The sequence below is a fragment of the Metabacillus halosaccharovorans genome, assembly GCF_002019635.1.
GTDB classification, from domain to species: Bacteria; Bacillota; Bacilli; order Bacillales; family Bacillaceae; genus Metabacillus; species Metabacillus halosaccharovorans.
Map to the genome: position 1 here is coordinate 51733 of NZ_KV917372.1, position 20113 is coordinate 71845.

General features: G+C 33.6%; 20 protein-coding genes and 1 pseudogene. 19 read left to right on the forward strand and 2 right to left on the reverse strand.

What is annotated here, in order from left to right; all coding sequences use genetic code 11:
* Positions 1 to 20: 20 nt before the first annotated feature.
* From asnB to BK577_RS14590, 5 genes are all read left to right on the forward strand, one after another.
* Positions 21 to 1919 carry an asparagine synthase (glutamine-hydrolyzing) gene (asnB, locus tag BK577_RS14570; RefSeq protein WP_078433624.1) on the forward strand — a complete coding sequence of 633 codons (1899 nt, stop codon included), beginning with the start codon at positions 21 to 23 and terminating at the stop codon, positions 1917 to 1919.
* Between the two features lie 40 nt (positions 1920 to 1959).
* Entirely contained in the window at positions 1960 to 2466 is a 507-nt protein-coding gene (locus tag BK577_RS14575) for a lysozyme inhibitor LprI family protein (RefSeq protein WP_078433625.1), read from the forward strand.
* 230 nt (positions 2467 to 2696) lie between these two features.
* Positions 2697 to 3152, forward strand: coding sequence for a hypothetical protein (locus tag BK577_RS26250; protein WP_180321221.1), 456 nt, complete (start codon positions 2697 to 2699; stop codon positions 3150 to 3152).
* A gap of 148 nt (positions 3153 to 3300) precedes the next feature.
* Positions 3301 to 3780: a YjdJ family protein gene (locus tag BK577_RS14585; RefSeq protein WP_078433626.1), complete on the forward strand. Its 480-nt coding sequence runs from the start codon at positions 3301 to 3303 to the stop codon at positions 3778 to 3780.
* A gap of 471 nt (positions 3781 to 4251) precedes the next feature.
* Positions 4252 to 4890, forward strand: coding sequence for a DUF1349 domain-containing protein (locus BK577_RS14590; RefSeq protein WP_078433627.1), 639 nt, complete (start codon positions 4252 to 4254; stop codon positions 4888 to 4890).
* Positions 4891 to 5374: 484 nt separating this feature from the next.
* On the opposite strand, the gene BK577_RS14595 is transcribed toward BK577_RS14590, so the two are convergent.
* The gene (locus BK577_RS14595; RefSeq protein ID WP_078433628.1) at positions 5375 to 6382 is read right to left on the reverse strand and encodes a DUF3231 family protein; all 1008 of its coding nucleotides are present in this window, start codon (positions 6380 to 6382) and stop codon (positions 5375 to 5377) included.
* 285 nt (positions 6383 to 6667) lie between these two features.
* On the opposite strand from BK577_RS14595, the gene BK577_RS14600 reads away from it, so the two are divergent.
* Both BK577_RS14600 and BK577_RS14605 read left to right on the forward strand, forming a co-directional pair.
* On the forward strand, positions 6668 to 7120 hold the full coding sequence (locus BK577_RS14600) for a GNAT family N-acetyltransferase (protein WP_078433629.1): 453 nt from the start codon (positions 6668 to 6670) through the stop codon (positions 7118 to 7120).
* Between the two features lie 220 nt (positions 7121 to 7340).
* The gene (locus tag BK577_RS14605; protein WP_078433630.1) at positions 7341 to 8096 is read left to right on the forward strand and encodes a class I SAM-dependent methyltransferase; all 756 of its coding nucleotides are present in this window, start codon (positions 7341 to 7343) and stop codon (positions 8094 to 8096) included.
* Between the two features lie 397 nt (positions 8097 to 8493).
* On the opposite strand, the gene BK577_RS14610 is transcribed toward BK577_RS14605, so the two are convergent.
* Positions 8494 to 8964, reverse strand: coding sequence for a DinB family protein (locus BK577_RS14610; protein WP_078433631.1), 471 nt, complete (start codon positions 8962 to 8964; stop codon positions 8494 to 8496).
* Between the two features lie 724 nt (positions 8965 to 9688).
* Here BK577_RS14610 and BK577_RS14615 point away from each other — a divergent pair.
* The 12 genes and pseudogenes from BK577_RS14615 to BK577_RS14670 all read left to right on the forward strand — a co-directional run bounded on the left by BK577_RS14615 (position 9689) and on the right by BK577_RS14670 (position 19790).
* Positions 9689 to 11257 (forward strand): metal ABC transporter solute-binding protein, Zn/Mn family, encoded by a 1569-nt coding sequence (locus BK577_RS14615; RefSeq protein WP_078433632.1) that lies wholly within the window; start codon positions 9689 to 9691, stop codon positions 11255 to 11257.
* Positions 11258 to 11761: 504 nt separating this feature from the next.
* Entirely contained in the window at positions 11762 to 11941 is a 180-nt protein-coding gene (locus BK577_RS14620) for a hypothetical protein (protein WP_078433633.1), read from the forward strand.
* A 253-nt stretch (positions 11942 to 12194) separates the two neighbouring features.
* Positions 12195 to 12863, forward strand: coding sequence for a DNA alkylation repair protein (locus BK577_RS14625; protein WP_078433634.1), 669 nt, complete (start codon positions 12195 to 12197; stop codon positions 12861 to 12863).
* 350 nt (positions 12864 to 13213) lie between these two features.
* Positions 13214 to 13771 (forward strand): CBO0543 family protein, encoded by a 558-nt coding sequence (locus BK577_RS14630; RefSeq protein ID WP_078433635.1) that lies wholly within the window; start codon positions 13214 to 13216, stop codon positions 13769 to 13771.
* 517 nt (positions 13772 to 14288) lie between these two features.
* Entirely contained in the window at positions 14289 to 14936 is a 648-nt protein-coding gene (rpe, locus tag BK577_RS14640) for a ribulose-phosphate 3-epimerase (protein ID WP_078433637.1), read from the forward strand.
* 148 nt (positions 14937 to 15084) lie between these two features.
* Positions 15085 to 15504, forward strand: coding sequence for a GNAT family N-acetyltransferase (locus tag BK577_RS14645; protein ID WP_078433638.1), 420 nt, complete (start codon positions 15085 to 15087; stop codon positions 15502 to 15504).
* A 162-nt stretch (positions 15505 to 15666) separates the two neighbouring features.
* Positions 15667 to 16524 carry a PhzF family phenazine biosynthesis protein gene (locus BK577_RS14650; RefSeq protein WP_078433639.1) on the forward strand — a complete coding sequence of 286 codons (858 nt, stop codon included), beginning with the start codon at positions 15667 to 15669 and terminating at the stop codon, positions 16522 to 16524.
* Between the two features lie 482 nt (positions 16525 to 17006).
* Positions 17007 to 17909: a macrolide 2'-phosphotransferase gene (locus BK577_RS14655; RefSeq protein WP_078433640.1), complete on the forward strand. Its 903-nt coding sequence runs from the start codon at positions 17007 to 17009 to the stop codon at positions 17907 to 17909.
* A 271-nt stretch (positions 17910 to 18180) separates the two neighbouring features.
* A complete protein-coding gene (locus tag BK577_RS14660) occupies positions 18181 to 18504 on the forward strand; it encodes a hypothetical protein (RefSeq protein ID WP_245823515.1) in 324 nt (107 codons plus the stop codon).
* Positions 18505 to 18775: 271 nt separating this feature from the next.
* Positions 18776 to 18988, forward strand: coding sequence for a hypothetical protein (locus BK577_RS14665; RefSeq protein ID WP_078433641.1), 213 nt, complete (start codon positions 18776 to 18778; stop codon positions 18986 to 18988).
* A gap of 222 nt (positions 18989 to 19210) precedes the next feature.
* A pseudogene (locus BK577_RS25745) lies at positions 19211 to 19288 on the forward strand (AMP-binding protein); the annotation flags it as partial.
* A gap of 52 nt (positions 19289 to 19340) precedes the next feature.
* Positions 19341 to 19790, forward strand: coding sequence for a VOC family protein (locus BK577_RS14670; protein ID WP_078433642.1), 450 nt, complete (start codon positions 19341 to 19343; stop codon positions 19788 to 19790).
* Positions 19791 to 20113 lie beyond the last annotated feature (323 nt).

Here is a 20113-nt window from a genome sequence, read left to right on the forward strand (position 1 = left end):
AATGGAAAGAGGTAAAGCAGATGTGTGGGTTTATTGGATATATGAGTACTAATCTAAAAGAACAAGCACTTGAAAAAAGACTAACTACTGTTGATATGACAGCTATGATAACCCATCGGGGGCCAGATGATGTAGGCTATTATACAGATGAAAATATTCACTTAGGCTTCAGGAGATTAAGTATTATTGACGTTGAAACTGGTAGACAGCCTCTATCGTATGATGATGATCGTTACTGGATTACGTTTAACGGTGAAATTTATAATTATATAGAGCTAAAAAAAGAATTAGAGAAGAAAGGATATAAGTTTCATACTGATTCAGATACAGAGGTTATTTTAGCCTTATATAGCCATATTGGAACACGAGTTGTTAATGAATTGCGCGGTATGTTTAGCTTTATTATTTGGGATCGGGAGAAAAAGGAAGTATTTGGTGCTAGAGACCACTTTGGGATAAAGCCATTTTATTATTATGAAACAGATGATGAATTCTATTGCAGCTCGGAAAAGAAAAGCATAGTTAGTGCTATTAAAGGTAACGGCATTATGGATTTAGAATCTTTACATCATTATTTGACTTATCAATATGTCCCAGAGCCTCAAACTTTATCAAAAGAGATTAAGAGACTAGAGCCAGGTTGTTTTTTCACAAAAAAACTGGAAGGAGCTATGGTTATTCACTCCTTTTATAAACCAACCTTTTGTCCAACTAATCAACCGTTTTCACAAGAGGTAAAGAAGATTCAACATGTATTAAGAGATTCGGTTGCTATGCATTTACGAAGTGATGTACCAGTTGGCGCCTTTTTATCCGGAGGAATTGACTCATCGAGTATTGTCGCTTTGGCAAAGGAGATTCATCCACGTATAAAAACGTTTACCGTTGGATTTAAAAGAACTGGATATAGTGAAATCGAATTGGCTCAGGAAACAGCTGCCGCATTAAGTGTAGATAATCTTCATTATATTGTAACGCCTGAGGAGTTTATTAAAGAACTTCCTAAAATAGTCTGGCATCTAGATGAACCAGTAGCAGACCCAGCTCTAGTTCCATTATATTTTATTGCACGTGAAGCTAAGAAGCATGTCACAGTGGTTCTCTCTGGAGAAGGGGCCGATGAATTATTTGGAGGTTACAATATTTATAGAGAACCACATTCGCTAAAATACTTGAAGCATTTCCCAAGTAGTATGAAGAAAGGCTGGCTTGCATTAGCAAGTAAATTACCTGATGGTGCGAAAGGGAAAAGTTATATTGAAAGAGGTACAACAAATCTGGAAAAAAGATATATTGGTAATGCGAAGATATTCTCTGAACGTGAAAAAAGCCAGCTCCTACGAAACTACCAAGGGGATTGGACGTATACAAATGTAACGAAGGAATATTATCAAACAATTAACCACCTTCATGATATTCAAAAAATGCAATACATTGACATCCATACCTGGCTGCGTGGTGATATCCTCGTCAAAGCAGACCGAATGACGATGGCGCATTCTTTAGAGCTAAGAGTTCCATTTCTCGATAAAGAGGTGTATAAAGTTGCATCTCAGCTAAGTCATGATAAAACGGTTACAAATCAACAAACCAAATATATACTTAGAAAAGCGATGGAAGGAATAATTCCTGATTCCGTGCTAAATCGCAAAAAACTTGGTTTTCCGGTTCCAATCAGACACTGGCTACAAAACGAGCTATTTGATTGGGCCTATCAATTAATAATTGACAGTCAAACAGATCATTTATTTGAAAAGAACTATTTGTTATTTTTATTATCTGAACATCAAAGAGGGGTACATGATAACAGTCGGAAAATCTGGACAGTATTAATTTTTATGATATGGCATCAAGTATATGTCGAAAAGAAATACAACTTTCATCACCTTTCTATGGAGAGGGAAACGGTTGTCGTATAAATAAAAATAAGATAAAGCACGTGAAAGAAGAGAAGAGTAAATGAAAAAGTCAATTGGGTTAATTGGGCTTGTTTGTTTCTTATTCGTTGGATGCAATCCTAAACCAACAACTGAAGTAATAAATAGAACCTTCGATAAAACAATGAAAGAAGCTGAACTAGCTGAAACAGAACAAGTACCAACTGTGAGTAAACGAGAGGATTTTTTGAAAAAGCTTGATAAGATTGAACAAAGTCTTGCTGAATTTGATCAGGTATTAGAAAACGGGACGACTGTTGAATTAAAACAGGCTCAAGGTGAAATTTTTAAAAGATGGGATAAAGTGTTAAATGAAATTTACCAAGCACTCGAAGAACAGCTTTCTCCAAGTGATATGGAAAAATTAAGAGAAGAACAAAGGGAATGGATTAAATACCGTGATGATACTGCAAGAGAAGCTGCCGCTAAATACGAAGGTGGGACGATGGAATCGCTGGAATATATAAGCGTACAAGCAGGGCTAACAAAAGAAAGATGTTATGAATTAGTTGATAGGTATATGGAGTAGTACCTGTGATTAATCCGCTAATCCAGAGAGGAAAGCGGATTTTTTATATAGAAATTCAAGCTTTATGAATTAACTTTATATTTTTTATTATATATGGAATAGAACATTTAATAAATTTAAATAAAAACCTTAAACATGTTGAATAAATAGATAATGAAATATGGATATTTATGTTAAAATTTTATGTGATATTGTGAAATGAAAGTAAAAGAGGTTCGAGTATGTGATTTATGAATATTGTTGGAAGATTTAAGTTTATTGTTAAAAAAATATCAGAGGGGGAAATTGCTATTTTAAAAAGAAAAATTTTATCTGCTATTCTTAGTAGTTTGTTATTTGCACTTATCTTTTCCTTTCTTGGTGGCTTCGAAGTGGACAGATTTTTTAATTTATATTTTAATTTATATTTTTTAAACCTTATGTTTGTCATGACGTACGGAGTTATTGTTTCCTTCTTTAGTGACTGGCTTAGTAGGAAGGTTTCTAAAAGGGCATATACTCGCGAAATTACTTCCTTCTTATTTCATTGTTGTTTCGGAGCAGTATTACAAGTTTTTGGGCTTGGTTCTGCTATCTTATTCTTTATTGTTGACCGTTTATTAGGTAGGGTGAAGATTGGATGGCTTTCAATAATCATAGCATTATTGATCGTAGTAGTAGCATTTATCATTTTGATAAATATGTAGAAAGGTATTATTTTTATTTAAAGAGGTTTCAGAGAGGAAGCATAAAGAAAGGTTTACTTGTTCTCATTGCCATTCCAATAACACCGTTCGTTCTGGTAAATATATTGTAATTTTAAATTGTACTTTTCATAAAAGGTGGAATGATTTTGTGAAATATTTTACTCAGTTCCTAATAGCAACTATGGTAATGGTTTTTTCAACGTTTTCTGCATGGTATGAAGGAAGTGCTATAAGAGATAACCCTTGGGAATGGAAATACACTGCCTATTTTTCGAAATTACTAAATGGTGAAATTACAAGTAGTGCAGATTTATCACAATTAGATCATTTTATATATGCAGCAAAATTCAGCCCTATCTATCCATCGTTCATTGTTTTAAGCTTATTTTATATTTTGATATTAAGTGGTTACTTGTTCTTAAAAAGTGAAATGAAAAGAATGAGATATTTCATATTCCTGTGTATTATTTCCTTTTTAATTGGAGTAGCTGTATCAGACTCCCCAACAATAGGAGGCAGATACTTTTCCATTATCTTTACAACACTTGGAATTATTCATTTAGCTCTAGCATTATCAATTTATTTAAAGCTAAAAAAGAAAAAGGGACATATAGAGAATTTAGTTTAATTACGAACAACTCGATTTTATATTCTTATCTTGGGTAATTAGAATCTATTTCTTTACTTACTATCGAGAGGAGAAGGTAGTACTGTGAAAACAACAGAAAATTTTACCGACAAGGCCGATGTCTATGCGGAATATCTCCCCTATTTCGAAAAACACAGTAAGAATGGAAAAAGTGTTCCCCAAAACATAACACGAAGCTATCTAGGAAATGTTTAAATAGCAGAACATATAATGAAGATTTAATCGAAGTTTCCTATGTGAATTTTAGTTTATCATACGATTTTAGCAATTGAAAATTTTGATATAGAAATTACAGAATTGATCGATAAAGCAATAAAAAAAGTTTTCACCTCAAGAACCCATCTATAAAAATCATTTTACTTACTATTTTAAATGTATCTTTTATAAATAAGGACAGATGCAGTATAATGAAAAAGAAAGTTAATAATTGTAAAAAATGGAGGGGTTTGGTTGGGGGGACAATGGATACTTGAGGAGAAATTTCAAAGTGAACAATTAAATAGCTTACTAAAATGGCGTTGTGAACCTAAGAAATGGATTATCGACACAACGAGTTCTCAATTGGTTTTAAATACCGATCAGGAAACAGATTACTGGCAAAAGACACATTACGGCTTTGAAGCAGATAATGGTCATTTTCTTTATATGAATACAGATAAGAATTTTAGGATGACAACAAAAGTCAAAACTTATCCAAAGTCAAAGTATGATCACGCAGGGTTGATGATTCGCTTTTCAAAGAATGTGTGGGTTAAAACTTCTCTAGAATTTATAACAAATACTTTGAGTAAAATGGGGACAGTAGTTACAAATGGGGGTTACTCTGACTGGTCCACACAATATATGGAGTCTAAAGAGATTGACCAATATTTTCGAGTATCCAGAATTGCTCAAAATTGTTATGTTGATTTTTCCTTTGATGGGGAAGAATGGATGCAAATACGCATAGCTCACTTGGATATTCCGTCTGACTCAACAATTTCAGCTGGATTATTTGCATGCAGCCCTCAAGGAAAGGATCTTACTGTGCGTTTTGATTTTCTTACGATTGAAGAGCTTTCTTCTGATCCGAAAGAAGCTTACCTATAACAGGCATATTATTAATGGAGTTATTTTTATCAAAAGGTTGCTTTCCTTAAATAAAATTCAGTAACGATCATCAAAAATAGAAGCGCTTATCTTGTTCAAAGATAATGCGTTTTTTTTTATAGAGCATGTTTAAGGTGTAAACTGACCTAAGTTTTTAAGAACCTGTTGAGTAATTTACGAATTAGAATGGAAGTAAATATTGATGTTAAAACATCTTTTTATGGTTGAATATGAATATGGAAGTTTTTTATGTATCATTTTCTAACGGAGTGACAGAAAATTTTCTTTGCTTTATAGCTAATTTTGCAAGTGTAACGAAAGAGATTCTGATGGTTGCAAATATGATTCTTTCCCGCACCAAATGTATGGTCTTATAGAGATTCGACTTCTTTTTATATTATGTAAGACAAATTTGCTAAAACGATGGATTTTGCAAAAAAAAATGGAACAAGAGATCTTTGGGATCACTTGTTCCATTTGAAAGCTAATTTTCCGCCAACTCCTCCCTATTCGGAGTGTGTGGAGGTTCTTCCAGCCATCCTCTTTCTATCAAAATGTCGGTCCCATCCTTACCAAACTGCAATATTTCAGGAATAAGTTTTGAATATTCAGTAGCGAGGTCTATTCTTGCTGATGAAGCTAATGCATGACCAATATAGGTTATTCCTTGAGTATTGAGTATAGTCACAAGGTTCATGATGAGCTTTTCTGAAAAAGGAGATGTAGTAGAAGTTGACACTTCCGAGTTAACCATTATAGTGCCAAGCAGATCTTCCTTGATTAAAGTTTGGTTTAGGAACTGAATTTGTTTTTGAGCTAATTCTTTTCCTTTTGTCAAAAATTTCTTTATTTGTTCATCTTTCACAACTTGAATAAATCCAGTGAGTAAAACTAGAGCAAAATAGTTCCTTTCAATGTTAAAAAATATTTCAGATAGTTCAAGAACATTTAGAGGACGTTTCCTCTCGAACCATTTGGATAAAAAAGTTTCCTTCTTGTTAATAAATTCAACTTTATCGGGATAAGGGATCATTGTTGGGCGATCGTATATTCCTTTTGAAAGCATTACATTTACTATTGTATTATAAAGATCCAATGTGGAAGTTAAACACTTAGAGAAGAAAGATCGAATATCTTCGCGGGCAACATTAGAAATTAGCATACTATAGTTTACCATAGACAAACGACTCATCCCGTAAGCATAACTGACAGGAAATAAATCGAAAAACAAAGGTGGAGCTGAAAGATCAATGTCTTCATCGGAAAATCCCTTTGGAATAGGGAAATTCTCCTTTTTAAAAATATTCTTGATTTCCTCAATATGTTTTTGTGATATATCTAACGTTAATTGAATAATAGGTTTCACATCTTCGTTGTTCGACTGTTGCATGAAATGCTTCGAGAGACAGATAGACATGCTATCATTAATATAAGTGGCCCATAATCCTGCAATTTCTGTTGATGATAAACCTACAGTATGTTTAGTATTCATTTTGAAGAACTCCTCATAATATTGGATTTTTCTAAGATAAGTATTTCTCATAGGGGATCAACTTATTCTTCTTTCTTATATAAACGAGTTTTATAAATCGTTGGTGAAGTTCAAGAGCCAATAATCTTCAATATACGAAGGGCTGTTTTTGAATAAAGCCAGTGACTTCTTTATATAAATAGGCATTAAATAGAATAAAACTTGGAATCACAATTGGATATTTATGTTAATATAGGTGTGGAGTTGTGAAGAAGTCAGGTGATAAAAAGGATACGGGGGAAAGTTATGATAAAAAAAATTGATATTACTAATCCAATACTTGCCCAAGAAGTGTTACACATTCAACTACTTTCATATAAGGTAGAGGCAGAAATAATTGACTTTTATGAAATACCGCCATTAAAAGACACAGTTGACACTCTACAACAATGTGGAGAGACTTTCTTTGGCTATTTTATCAATGAAGAGTTATGCGGAGTCATTTCTATAACAGCAGAAAATGGAGTAATTGATATACATAGGTTAATAGTACATCCTAAACATTTTAGAAAAGGAATTGCCAAGATGCTATTGAATTTCATTGAAAGCAATCATGGAGGAAATGAAACGATGATAGTGTCAACTGGAACCAAAAATATACCAGCTGTAACCTTCTATTTGAAAAATGGATTTTTAAAAGCAGGAGAAACAAAAGTAACAGACCGCCTTTCTCTAACTTCTTTTATAAAGGAAATTTAATATGGTTTTATTAAGCAACTATCGGGAACGTATGGTAAAAGCCCGATTTTTCACTTTATATATTGAGAAAAATTAGTTATCACAAAAATCACGAGATATTATTAGGGATCCATAATGACGGAGGCAGATCCATCTACATAAGTGGTAGACTTAGAGAGAATAGAAGGGGTACTTATGTAAATCAATCTGAACTTACAATCGAGGGGAAGAAGGTAGTATTGTGAAAACAACAGAAAACTTTACCGAAAAGGCTGATATATATGCGAAATATCGCCCACATTACCCTATTGAATATATCAATTATTTATTTTCAGCAAACAAACTGAAAGAGGATCAAATTGTTGCGGATATTGGTTCAGGTACTGGGATTTTTAGCCTTCAGATGCTTGAAAAAGGTTTAAATGTTATTGGAGTAGAGCCAAATGATGACATGAGAAAGTTGGCTGAGCAATCATTAAAACGATTTTCTCGTTATACATCAATTAAGGCAACTGCTGAAAATACCACATTAGAAGGGGAAAGTATTGATTTAGTAACTGTTGCCCAAGCATTTCATTGGTTTGATAAAAAAGCATTCAAAATTGAATGTCAGCGGATATTGAAACAAAAGGCAAATGTCGCTCTTGTTTGGAATAGTAGAGATTTAACTAACCCAATTATTAAAGAAATTTCAGAAATTTGCCAAAAGACCTGTCCGAATTTCAAAGGATTTAGTGGTGGAATGGAGGAATCTCCACAAATGTTTAACTGCTTTTTTCAGGAAGGAAAGTATGAGTTTAAGAAGTATCAAAATGATTTGCAATATGATTATGAAGGGTTTTTAGGAAGGAATTTATCAGCGTCTTATGCTCCGAAAGAAAATGACAAAGAGTATAAACGTTTTGTTTTTCTTCTTTCAGAGTTATTCGAAAGGTACAGTGAAAATGGAAACATTGTACTCCAAAACATTACGCGAAGTTATCTAGGAAATGTCTAGAATGGCAGGTTAGGTAAAGAAGAATTTTACATACTATCAGAGTACACTTTTTCAATAACTATCTTAAAATGTTTCCTTATATGGATATGGACAGCTGCATTATAATGAATAAGGAAGTTAACGATTGTATAAATTGGAGGGATTTGGTTGGGGGAACGATGGATTCTCTAAACAATTAAATTGCTTACCAAAATGGCGTTGTGACCTTAAGAAAATGTTTATCGGCATTAAAGTGGGACTTTAGTTTTTTGTGAAAAATTGGTTATTAATATGTGCAATTCGCTTAAAGAATGATGTAGCAAACTCAACTTTTCTGGAACAAGAAAGAGTACCTTTTGCAGGATTAGAAAAGATCGAAAAAAGGTGCATCACTTTGTGAATACACCACTCAAACAAATTAATCCCAAATACGTATTCTTGGAACGCCTCCTGTTCGTAAATAATCCAATAGCTGTCCTGTATGGACAGATTCGTGATAGGCAATACGAAGTAGCATATCACCTAATTTCCTTATGTAGCCTACATCAGATCTGTCAATCAGTATGTTCTCTAAATCTTCTTGTGAAAAATCTTTAATATTATCGATAAACTGATTTCTATATGAATCTGCAAATTCTAATTCTGCTTTTACAGATGTGAAAGGCCGATTTTCGAAAGGGGAGTTGAAAATAGATAAACTACCTCTATTTTGAATGGCCAAATGATAGTAATATTCGCTTTCCAAAACATGTCTAATCATTTCTAGGCAATTCATGGCCTCCTGATCTGGCTTCCATAGAAGGTATTCATTTGGAATAGATGTCCAAACCTTTATACTTCTTCTTCGAATTTCATTAAAGTTTAAAAGAATTAAATCAATAGAGTTCATATAACTTCCTCCCTTAAAAGGTATACCTTAATTATACACGAATAAACGTTCGTGAAAATATTACTATAGAAGCAAAAAAATACGCATTTCATGTTAAGAGTAAAGAGCCATCTTCAACGATAGATGTGTTTTTCGGGAATAGCGCTTACTGGGAGAGCTGAAAAGAAAAATGTGTTATGCAAGACCACAACAGGTTTTTGTTTACTGGATGCTTATTTATCTGAGGATGCTCTGGAAGAAACGTATATAGGTTGGTCATGATCCACAGACGGCAACCCAGAATAGGTCTGTACTAAAGGATATTTTGGTGGAATAATTAGGTAAATGGGAATTATGACTCTGGAGGAGAAAAGTGAAGTTAATAAGAATATTTTTAGCGGCTTTCTTGATTAAAGTTATTTTGATATTAAGCATTTAACATTATCTTTCATCATTCAAAATTTGGAGTAAGGCTTAAACTTTTTCTACATGAATTTTGTTCCTTTTTCAACAATCACTAATTACTTTGATTCAAATAATTACATAGTTAGTAAAGCGCTAATCTTGGTAAGGGTGTGTGTTCTTTATCATGTTTTGTCCAGGATGTGTTTTTTGAAAAATTTTGCACCTGATTTAACAACCTCTTCACACCTGAACAAAATTGTCCTAAAAAGGAATAATTCCTATTTACAAATCGTAATGATTACGATATATTATTTTATGTGAAATAAAGAGGAGGATACATATGAGAAAAATATGGATGGCTTTTCCTAGTTTATTGATTGTCTTTTTCCTTGCTGCATGTGGTGGAGACAATGCAAATAGAACTAATGGTGAGGAGGAGGAAGCTTCTTCAGCAGAGCAGCTGGAAATTTACACAACGGTATACCCACTTCAGTTTTTTGCAGAACAGATTGCAGGCGAAGAAGCGTTGGTCGAATCGATTTTGCCCCCTGGTTCGGACTCCCATACATTTGAGCCGACTACAAAAGAAATGATAAACATTGCAGAAGCAGATGCATTTATTTTTAATGGTGCGGGATTAGAGACTTATGCTGAAAAAATCGCAAATGCGGTTGAATCAGAAGATGTGAAAATCATCGAAGCTGCCGTAGGAATTGAGTTGAATGAAAGTGATCACGACCATGACCACGATCACGACCATCACCACGATCATGGAGATCAGGACCCGCACGTGTGGCTTGATCCAATCCGTTCTATTAAACTAGCCGAAAATGTAAAAGATATGTTAGTAGAGTTAAGGCCTGAAAAAGAAGAATTTTTTAATGAGAATTTTGAGTCACTAAAAGAGGAGCTTGAGGGTCTTCATGAAGAATTCTCCACTCAATTGAAAGAGACGCCAGGCAATCACTTCATTGTCTCTCATGCAGCTTATGGTTATTGGGAGGAAGCATACGATGTACATCAAATTGCTGTCTCTGGCTTAAGTCCAACAGATGAGCCTTCACAAAAAGAGTTGGAGAATATTATTGAAACAGCCGATCAATATGGGTTACACTACGTCTTTTTCGAACAGAACATAACAACAAAAGTAGCGGAAGTCGTCAGAGAAGAAATTGGCGCAGAAACCCTTCGACTACATAATCTTTCAGTTTTAACAGAAGATGATATCGAGAAGGAAGAGGACTATTTCACATTAATGCGTCAAAACCTTGCTCAATTGACGACTGCATTGGCAGATTCGGCTGCTGTAGAAGTTGATGAACACGATCATGATCATAGTCACGAGCACAACCATGAATTAGACGAAGAGGCACAAAAAATCTATGATGGATATTTCGAAGATGATCAAATTAAAGATCGTGACTTATCAGACTGGGACGGTGACTGGCAATCCGTCTACCCTTATTTAATCGATGGAACATTAGACGAAGTATTCGCTCATAAAGCAGAAGAGGGAGATATGACAGCTGAGGAATACAAAGAATACTATACAATCGGTTATAAAACAGCCGTGGATCGCATTATCATTGAGGGAAATACGTTTACCTTCTTTGAAGATGGCGAACAGTCGTCAGGAAGCTACGTCTATGACGGCTACGAAGTGCTGACCTATGAAAAAGGAAACCGCGGAGTGCGATACATTTTCAAACTTTCTGAAGAACAGGAAGGAAAAATGCCAGCCTATATCCAGTTCAGTGATCACAGCATCGAACCAACCGATTCACATCACTATCACTTATATTGGGGAGATGACCGGGAAGCACTACTTGAAGAAGTAACTAACTGGCCGACCTATTACTTCTCTGATCTAAGCGGTGAGGAAATCGCTGAAGAAATGATGATGCATTGATTAGCAACCTTTAAGATAAATCAATACAAAAACGATTTTAGTCAAATATCCGGTGCCCCTATCCATTGGTACCGGATATTTTTTATGAAATACGGCACTGTTGAACAGTAGGGTTGTGCTGTGCAGCAATGGTACCCCTTTTGGCAGCTTCTTAATTTCGTGTAAAATATTTATTAGCACCACTAAAAATGAGAAGTTAATCGTCTTAATTCCTTGATAGTACTGGGATTGAGGCTTTTTTAGTGTACAGAAACCAAGGATATGCGTTATTAACACCTCTAGAGGAATGAAACATCAGATTCTAAACATATCTCTTTCTTCGGCATACGGGCCCGATTGTGGAAGATCTCCGTTAAGTATGCAGTAGACAACATATTGCGCAATAAATATGATGATTATGAGGTGACTTTGTGAACAATGTACTTAAGCTAACGGGCAAATTTAGTGGAAGAAGTTGGTTATTAGAGATAGAATTAATGAATAAAGAAATGGGGAGATTTGTGAATGAATAATTGGTGGTACAGTTTTTACTTCTTGATTTTAGGTGTCATTGCTTTTTTTACAGGAGAAATTATAACCTTTATAATGCTAGGCTTTATATTATTAAGCCTAAATAATATAAACAACACACTGAAAAAGATATACAAAGTTAATCAGCAAGATAAATTAGATTCAGAAGATTAGTTATTCTTATTGAAGTAACAGGGGCTTTTTTATAAAAAGGAACGCTCTTTTCGGTATCTAATTAAAAGGAAGTAAATGTTATTATTATATTAAAGATGGTTGCTCTTCTATTATAGTCGGAGAAAGCTTTGCTACAATATTAAAAAAGGTAAACTTTGGAGGCACACCACTGCAATAAGACTTATAACGAAATTAAGATCTTGATATATCCCGTCAAGGACATAGTATAAAACTAATAAAGGAGTTGTATAAAATGGATGGAAAAAAAGATACAGTAATAAAACGCTCTTCAAAAGCAGTAAACATTCTATCTCAGATCAATAGTGAAACTAAGCTAGGCGACTTACGAAAAATCGCGAAAGACATTAAAAAAGATCACGAACTAGCTATGGAACTTTGGTCAACCAAAGAGTTTTTGCCCAGACTATTAGCAATCTTAATTATGGACAAAAAACTTCTTTCACTAGATGTGCTAAATAAGCTTGATAAGGATATGCAGACTCACACTTTTGTTGAGCGAAATAACTTAATGGATTGGTTAATGGCTAATCAGCTTACCAAAGACAAGAAAAAAATTGCATTGATGGAGTCATGGGAAAATAGTCCTTCTGCTCTTCAAAGGCGAACTTTCTGGTATTATCAAGCGCGATTGAGATGGACAGGAAAAACACCACCTGATAACACCGCAGACTTGCTATCTGCATTAGAAGCTAATATTACGCAGGAAGAACCGGAAGTTCAATGGGCCATGAATTTCACCGCAGGCTGGATCGGCGTTTATGATGAAAAGAATCGTGCACGTTGTATTAAACTTGGTGAGAAAACGGGTCTTTACAAAGATGAAATAGTAGCAAAAGGATGTACTCCCAGCTATTTGCCGGAGTTCATTTCGATTGAAGTAAACAAACGACAGAATAATTAGTTACCTCTGAAAAATTTATTAGTGTTTAATGCAATAAATATAGGAATTCAAAGCCTCAATATGAAAATTGTAATAGGCTAGGACCGAAAAACGGAGAACCTCAACTTTATAATTATTATGGGTACTATACCTTTTTTCATCTGTGCGGTAATGATAAGGATAAAATCAATTACGAGGGAGATAAATGGTGCTTTTTTATACCTTTAAAATGAGGATAGATATTATATATACTTAATAATAAAGACTTTTTTCAGAAATGATTAAAGATTTTTAAATAATTACCAAGATTTTGGAAAAAATATCTTTGATATGGTGATAATTAGAGGAATTCTTATAGAAGGAACTAGATAATGATTATTCCAAAAGAAGCTGCAAAAAAAATAGATGATGTTTATAAGGAGTTAGTCAAGGCTGATCAAAAAGATCATGATATTTGGTTTGAATATGTGTTTTTATCTTGGCAATGGTGGTTTTGTATCATACTCTCAATTATTCCCTGGATTTTATGGTGGAAATATAGAAAAAAGGAGTCTACACATCGTTTATTATCCGGGGCATTTTTTATCATGTTCATTTCAATATTTCTAGATTCTTTTGGAGCAGAATTGGGGTATTGGGATTACCGATATGAACCACTGCCTTTCTTGCCATCTTTCGTACCTTGGGATCTAAGTCTTCTTCCTATTACTTTTCTAATTTTTGTTCAAATAAAGCCAAATATTTCCCCGATTTTAAAAGCGGTTCTCTACGCATTTTTTTGCTCTTTTGTAGGGGAACCTTTTTTTGAATGGCTTGGATTTTATCAATCATTAAAATGGAACCATCTGTATTCATTTCCTATTCATATTATAATATTTCTAATTGGGTATTTCCTTGTTAATGGAAAGAATTTTGAGGCATTAAAATAAAGATGAAGCAATAATTATTTTTTCCATCGATTTAATAGGAAGGTATCTGTTTTTTTTACTTTAAAAAGGGAGAGAGTTTGAAAGAAACAATAACCCAATTAATTTGAGTTATTGTTTTTCTTTTTATTCTCAATGTTTTTCCAAAAATAGTATAAAATCCAAGCCGCTATTATTGCGAATGTAGAGAAGCCTTTTTGTCTGATGGTAGGTAGATGAACAATATAATGCTAATGATAAGAAATGGAGGCATAATTAATAAATATTTCCTTCTGTCAATGTTCATTAGGCTTGCTCCTTACACTTTCATTTTGACTATATATTACGATGAAAAACAAAAAAGGTTTCAAGCTATTTCTTTAGATTCAATATATTTCAAAGGTTTAAAATTCAGTGATAGAGGTCTAAAGTAAACGGTCGTTCTAGTATAATAGTTGTGTGAATTCTTTGAATTATGGTAAACTTCCAAAGTGAATTATAGGTCTTAGATGACTCAATAACTACTTGGAGTGATAACATAATGTTGATAGCACCATCCATTTTGTCTGCGGATTTTGGACAATTAAAAAACGAATTAGAAAAAGTGAAAAATGCGGGAGCAGACTTATTGCATATAGATATAATGGACGGGCAATTTGTACCCAATATTAGTCTCGGTATACCAGTTATGGAGGCTATTACTACTTATTCTGATTTACCTAAAGATGTACACCTTATGATAAATAATCCAGAGAACTTTATAAAAAAGTTTATTGAATTAGGGGCAGACTATGTAACGGTTCATCCAGAGTCAACCGACCAACTTGATTATTGTTTGGAAATAATCAAGTCTAATGGAGCTAAGGCTGGCATCGCCTTAAACCCAGAAACTAGTTTCGAAGTCGTCCTACCCTATATACATGATATTGATTTATTACTATTTATGACGATAAACCCAGGGTTCGGTGGGCAAAAATTTATACATAGTGTAGTAGAAAAAATGAGCGAAGCGAACAGATACAGAGAGTTCCACAATTTAACTGACTTATTCTTTGAAGTAGATGGAGGAATAAACGAATATACAGCAAAAATATGTATAGAAAATAAAATTGACATTTTAGTTTCTGGTTCAACTATTTTTGAATCTAATGATATAAATAGAACAATTAATACCCTTAGAAATTCATGATGCTATGGGAATAAAAAAGCGGTTAATAAGACTGCTTTTTTTGTGTTTGAAATGGCTAAAAAGACATTTGGTTGAGGAAGAGGTGTAAATAAAATGATGTCGAATACATATTTATTGTGAAATTTGCTGGGACTTTGGAGGAGACATTTTGACAAAATATAAGATTGATTATAATACTCCCACATTGGAAGAATACAAGTATTTGTGTGAGTCTGTGGGATGGACTAATTATATGAATTTTGAAGTGGTGGAAACCTCATTAAGAAATTCTATTCACTGCATCACAGTCAAAGAAAATGACCAAATTGTAGGTATGGGGAGAATTGTTGGCGATGGGGCAATTTATTTCTATATCCAAGATATAATGGTTCATCCAGATTATCAGAAAAATGGGATTGGAAATGTAATAATGAATACTTTGGTTGAATACTTAAATACAAATGCCCCAGATAAAGCGTTTGTTGGTTTGTTTGCATCCGAAGGTACAGAAACGTTTTATGAGAAATTTAATTTTAAAGATTTTACCCCCAATATGACAGGAATGTTTACTGTAATTACAACAAAATAGATATTAATCTTAGGCAATCAAGCGCCATTCTTAAATTAGCATGTGCGCTCTTTCTCATGTTAATGGCAGATTGGAGATTTATTAGTGTGAAAATACCGTAAAACTGAAATGATCATAGTAAAAGAGACATTTTTTGAATTACTATATGAGGGAGAATTTAACTTGTTATATTATGTAATTGATTCTTTTACAGAAACGAAATTTGGTGGGAATCCAGCAGGCGTAGTAATCCATGAAAATTTAGACGAAGTGTTTATGCAGAAATTTTCTGCAGAAGTTCGCTTTTCAGAAACAGCATTTATTAAAAAAATAGACGATAAAAAGTTTGAAATAAAGTTTTTTACACCAACTTCACAGGTAGAACTTTGCGGACATGCTACTATTGCTTCCTTTAAAGCCCTATTGGACAGCCAGGCTATTGAAGATAACAATACATATTTTATGAAAACACTCGCTGGTTTACTCTCCGTTGAGGTGAATCAATCATTTATAATGATGGAGCAGGCTAAACCTAAATTAGGAAAAATATTTGATGATTATGATTATTTGTCTGACCTTTTTAATATTGATAAAAACCAAATAGGGAGTTTGAATTTCAATCTATTACCTCAAGCTGCAAGCACTGGTCTTTGGGATATAATGCTTCCAATAAAAACAAAGGATGCTTTGTATGCTTTAAATCCTGATTTTAAAGCACTTGCTGAATATACAAAGATCAATACAGTGGGTGGTGTCCATGCATTTACGCTTGACACAAAAGAAGGAATAGCAGAAAGTAGAAACTTTTGCCCACTCTATGGTATTGATGAGGAAGCCGCAACAGGTACTTCGAATGGGGCTTTAACATATTATCTCTTTTATAACCACGTATTAAATAAATATAATCAAGAGTACTCTTTCCTTCAAGGGTATAGTATGGGCAGACCTTCTACTATCATTACAAAATTAGTGAATAAAAATAATCCAAGAGTTATGGTAGGTGGGAATGGAATTATATTAACAAAAGGTAAGTTATACTAAGCATCATTTTTATATACCAAGTAAAAATCAAGCCAAATCATTCCTTAGCAAAAAAAGCTTACATTGCTAAAATATAAAAAACAAAATATTAATTTGATGACAAGAAGTGATAGATTGGTAAAGGGAGATGCTCAAAGAAAAATGATCTACTAGAATAGGGTGCTTTTCTAAAAAGTAGTGATTGTGAAGGTTTGAACTTTAACAATTAGATGCTTTAGTTCAATAGATCTTACACAAACATTTGCATTACCATAACATTGGTAATGCTTCTTTTAAATAAATTAGGAATTTTTTCTAAATGTTAATGGTATAATTTTACATAGTTAATCGCATGAGAATAATTCGCAGCAAATCCGAAATAAGATTTTCGTTCATTATTATTGAACAATTACACTAATAAAATATGGTTAATAATTGATTTTGACAGCAACAAAAAAGTAAAGGATTTTGTTGTTGGGGAAATTTGAGCAGGAAGTGATAAAATGAGTAACTCGAAAAAAACAGTTTTAGAGATTGCTGCTAGACAGGGGCTGTTCCTAAATCCTGATTCTTTAGAATTTAATGAATCAGGTCTGGACTTTCAGGTTGTATTCGGGGTTGATCAGCAAGAAAAAGAATGGGTACTACGATTACCAAGACGTGAAGATGTTATGCCAAGAACAAAGGAAGAGAAAAAAGCATTAGATTTGGTAGCTGAGCACATTATTGTTTTTGAGGCACCATATTGGTCAATTTATACAAACGAGTTAATTGCTTATAAAAAGTTAACTGGAGTTCCTTCGGGTACGATTGATCACGAGATTCAAAATTACGTGTGGGTACTTGATATAAACAATGTGCCAGATTGTTTTTTCAAAACACTTGGAAAAGCACTTGCAGCTTTGCATAATGTTCCTATAGAAAAGGCGAAGGCTGTTGGGTTAACTGTTCATACATCTGAAGAAGCAAGACAATCAATGAAAGAAAGAATGAATGCTGTGAGAAATAAAATTGGAGTAGGAGATTCGCTGTGGGCCAGATGGCAGTCATGGATAAGTAATGATGAAATGTGGCCAAAGAAAACAGGACTCATTCACGGTGATGTTCATGCAGGTCATATATTGATTGATCAAGCAGGAAACGTAACTGGTTTGATTGATTGGACTGAAGCAAAGGTGTCTGATGTATCGAATGATTTTGTCGTACTTTATAGGACATTTGGTGAAGAAGGTCTCGAATTGTTAATCAATGCCTATAAAGAAGCAGGGGGATATGTATGGCCCAAAATGAAAGAGCACATCATTGAATTAGAAGCTGCATATCCTGTTGCAATCGCAGAATTTGCATTTGTATCTGGTAGTGAAGAGTACTTGAATATGGCAAAACAAGCTTTAAAACTAACATAAGGAAAAGTTATGACCAACTAAGGGTAATTTAGATATTATAATTCAATTAAGAAAGTGATATCAATAAAGGACCATCAATAATAGAAGCACCATTCTGGAATAGGAAAGGTGCTTATTTCTGTGTAGGTCCAGATTAATCTTGTAATTGAGAAATAAAAGTTTGAAATGTTCAACTTGCAAGGTCGTTTAATAAGTATGATGGAGAATTAATGAAACTTTTATTTTTTATACCCGTATAATTATTAAGGCCTTATAGAGTGGAGGTGTCATTTTGGAAACCAATGTCCAAACGTCTCGAAACGTTAAAATTGTAACCAAAAAAGAAATAATTATGAGAAAATTACTGAATATAATAGGTATGTTCATTTTTTGTGGTTTAGCATTAAGTAATGTGACAAATCCACTCCCATCGAATGATGACACCAAAGAGTTTTTGCTTTTTATTGGTGGAAGTGCAAGTATCTATTACCTTTTAGTGAACATCTATTTCATAGGACAGATAGGTAGAAAGATTGTTATTACAATTCTTATTTTTTTAGGTTGCTTTAGTATATTTATGGCTTTTTATCTTGCAAATAATTCAATACCACACTAATGAACTAAACTATATTGAATTCTTATCATTGTTAAAGTAACGGAAGCTTATTTGCAATAGTGAACTTCAAATCTAAGCGGGAGTGTTGACGTTCAAATTCACATGATATCTAACTAGACTAAGCTAAACACTTATCCAATTGGATATAAAAGTGAACAGTTTAAAGAAATTCCCTATTTAGTTTAGTTTATTTATTAATATTGTATTATAATTGATTGTAAAGTATTGTTTAAGCTTATAAATTATTTTTAACGATAAAGGAGATATCTCAATGTCAAATCATGAAAATAATAACGAACAAAATACACAACCAACAGAAAAGAAGAAGGTTAGCTTACAGGAGTTAATGAAACAACAACTTGCAAATAAAAAACAAGCTCAACAAAATGGAAAACAAGCAAATAAAGGATTAGCTCAAAATCAAAAGATGAAAAGCCAGCAAGCCAAAAAAACTAGTAATACACGTAGGAAAATGGGGAGCTAATAAGAATATATTGGATCAAAAACACCGTATTGATGTTACAATCTACACGGTGTTTTTTATTTTTTAAAGATTACTCAAGGTAAAGTGTTTTACTATACATAATTATGAAATGGAAAAAGGAATTTAATGAAATTAGTAGAAATATGATATGAATAGTGATTTATATCAAGGTGTAAACGCGATCAAATGGTGGCACGAATGAAAATGTATTTAACAGATGAACCAACGACAGAAGTTTTTGAATCAGATACCTACGCAATTATGTATACGAGTGGAACTACAGGTCGACCAAAAGGGGTAAAATGTTATATGACATACCCGAAAACCTAATTTCACATAAGGAGATAAGATTATGGAAAAAAACAAATTACTAAAAATGGACAATGTCGGCATTGTTGTAGAATCCCTTGATGACGCAATCTCTTTCTTTGAGGAGATTGGTTTGAACCTCGAAGGGCGAGCCACTGTCGAAGGCGAATGGGCTGGTCGAGTAACCGGATTGGGTTCTCAGTGCGTAGAGATTGCTATGATGGTTACCCCAGATGGCCACAGCCGACTTGAACTTTCGAAATTTCTCACCCCACCTACTATATCAGATCACCGGACTGCTCCTGTAAATGCCCTTGGTTATCTTCGCGTCATGTTCACTGTTGAAGACATCGACGAAATGGTATCCAGACTCACTAAGTATGGTGCTCAGCTCGTTGGCGAAGTGGTTCAGTACGAGGACTCGTATCGGCTCTGCTACATTCGTGGAATCGAAGGACTTCTAATCGGTTTGGCGGAGCAACTCGGTAACTAATAAGTAAGTGATGTTTTATAAAAATCCTTTACTGAAGTATAGATTTCTGAAGTGGAAATTGTTACAGAAAAGCAGTGTGAAAGTAACTCGAAGAAGTCGGGTACTCATCATATAACACAGTATTCACGCAGAGAGCTCTCCGAGGCTTGGTCGCCAGGAGAAGAAACATACTTTTCATAATCGCGAATTATTAATACTTAAAGACACAATTGAAGATATGTTGATTAATTTGTTTAGCTATTCATTGATTTTTTTGGAAGTTGTGGCTAGACAAAAAGAGTGTTTCATTTTCTAGTCCTAGTTGTTATAATTTAGGAGTTCTT

Bases quoted from the DNA above. Each gene is read 5' to 3' on its own strand.
- asnB (WP_078433624.1), top strand. From the start codon at position 21: ATGTGTGGGTTTATTGGATATATGAGTACTAATCTAAAAGAACAAGCA.
- BK577_RS14575 (WP_078433625.1), top strand. From the start codon at position 1,960: ATGAAAAAGTCAATTGGGTTAATTGGGCTTGTTTGTTTCTTATTCGTT.
- BK577_RS26250 (WP_180321221.1), top strand. From the start codon at position 2,697: ATGAATATTGTTGGAAGATTTAAGTTTATTGTTAAAAAAATATCAGAG.
- BK577_RS14595 (WP_078433628.1), bottom strand. From the start codon at position 6,382: ATGAATACTAAACATACTGTAGGTTTATCATCAACAGAAATTGCAGGA.
- BK577_RS14600 (WP_078433629.1), top strand. From the start codon at position 6,668: ATGATAAAAAAAATTGATATTACTAATCCAATACTTGCCCAAGAAGTG.
- BK577_RS14610 (WP_078433631.1), bottom strand. From the start codon at position 8,964: ATGAACTCTATTGATTTAATTCTTTTAAACTTTAATGAAATTCGAAGA.
- BK577_RS14615 (WP_078433632.1), top strand. From the start codon at position 9,689: ATGAGAAAAATATGGATGGCTTTTCCTAGTTTATTGATTGTCTTTTTC.
- BK577_RS14620 (WP_078433633.1), top strand. From the start codon at position 11,762: ATGAATAATTGGTGGTACAGTTTTTACTTCTTGATTTTAGGTGTCATT.
- BK577_RS14625 (WP_078433634.1), top strand. From the start codon at position 12,195: ATGGATGGAAAAAAAGATACAGTAATAAAACGCTCTTCAAAAGCAGTA.
- BK577_RS14630 (WP_078433635.1), top strand. From the start codon at position 13,214: ATGATTATTCCAAAAGAAGCTGCAAAAAAAATAGATGATGTTTATAAG.
- rpe (WP_078433637.1), top strand. From the start codon at position 14,289: ATGTTGATAGCACCATCCATTTTGTCTGCGGATTTTGGACAATTAAAA.
- BK577_RS14655 (WP_078433640.1), top strand. From the start codon at position 17,007: ATGAGTAACTCGAAAAAAACAGTTTTAGAGATTGCTGCTAGACAGGGG.
- BK577_RS14665 (WP_078433641.1), top strand. From the start codon at position 18,776: ATGTCAAATCATGAAAATAATAACGAACAAAATACACAACCAACAGAA.
- BK577_RS14670 (WP_078433642.1), top strand. From the start codon at position 19,341: ATGGAAAAAAACAAATTACTAAAAATGGACAATGTCGGCATTGTTGTA.